The sequence below is a fragment of the Actinomadura soli genome (assembly GCF_005889715.1).
GTDB lineage: Bacteria > Actinomycetota > Actinomycetes > Streptosporangiales > Streptosporangiaceae > Spirillospora > Spirillospora soli.
Genome location: NZ_VCKW01000577.1, coordinates 1 through 1,082 on the forward strand (window position 1 = coordinate 1; position 1,082 = coordinate 1,082).

Below are 1,082 nucleotides of genomic sequence, written 5' to 3' on the forward strand. Positions count from 1 at the left end.
CAAGGCCCAGCTTCCCCAGAACGGCGTCCAAGACCGCGACACCTCGCTCGAAAGCGAGCTGCAGCCGTTCCTCGGAACGTTCTTCCAGGAGTACGCGACCGGCAACCAGGCGGCCCTGTCCCGCTTCTCCGACGGGACGACCATCGCGGGCCTCGCCAACACCGTCCGCTTCATGCAGGTCAAGGAGGTCGTCGCGCCGAGAGGGTCCGCGGGCGAGCGCACCGTCACCGCGACGGTCGTATGGCAGCTCGCCCAAGGCGGCGGCGGTGAGCTCGACCAGACCTACCGGCTCACCATGGTCAAGAAGGGCACGACCTGGCTCGTGCGCGATATTCGCGGCACCACGGAACCGAGCGCATCATGAGAGGCCGCGACTTGAGGAAACCACCCCCCAGCCGACCCGCCGACCGAGGAAGGTAGTCAGTCGATGCTGCACCACATCATGGCGTCGATTCCCCACGAAATCCTGGCGGCGCCGGACGACGAACTCCAGACCGACCAGCTCGCCGATTGGCTGCGTCAGATATTCGGCCCGCTCTTCCTGGTGATCGTCTCCATTGTTGCGATCTTCTTCCTGTTCACCCGCGAGATCACGCGTTTCGTCCAATTCATCGTGCTGGCGATCGGTATCGGGGTGGTCTTCTACGTGCCCAACATCATCGAGACCACGGCCAAGGCGATAGCCAGGGCCCTCGGCGTGGACGTCTCCTGACCCCGGACGGAGGATCGGCAGGCGGACCCGTGCTCGCGCAGTTAGGGGAGTAGGGGCGTGGATCTACCCACGTACACGAACATCTGGCGCATCGAGAAACGGCTGTACAAGCTGTACGACCTGCGGCTGCCCATGCCGCTGCCGCTCGTGCAGATCGGCGTGTTCCTCGGTGTGTTCGTGCCCTGGATCCTCATGCTCAGATTCGCGGGCATCCCCTTCGAGTCGCCGTGGCACGTGCTGTACATCGTCCCGCCCGGCGTCCTGACCTGGCTGGCCACCCGTCCCGTCATCGAGGGCAAGCGCCTCACCGAACTGCTGATCTCGCAGAGCCGCTACCTCGCCGAGCCGCGCACCTGGTGCCGCCTCACCC

The 1,082-nt window shown here is 65.4% G+C and carries 3 protein-coding genes; all 3 read left to right on the forward strand.

Going from position 1 to position 1,082, the window contains the following annotated elements; all coding sequences use genetic code 11:
- The coding region (locus ETD83_RS41915; protein ID WP_138650779.1) for a conjugal transfer protein at positions 1 to 364 on the forward strand (364 nt) is incomplete at its 5' end.
- Positions 365 to 427: 63 nt separating this feature from the next.
- On the forward strand, positions 428 to 712 hold the full coding sequence (locus ETD83_RS41920; protein ID WP_131971959.1) for a hypothetical protein: 285 nt from the start codon (positions 428 to 430) through the stop codon (positions 710 to 712).
- A gap of 57 nt (positions 713 to 769) precedes the next feature.
- Positions 770 to 1,082 (forward strand): conjugal transfer protein (locus tag ETD83_RS41925; RefSeq protein ID WP_138650780.1); only part of this gene is annotated, 313 nt, incomplete at its 3' end.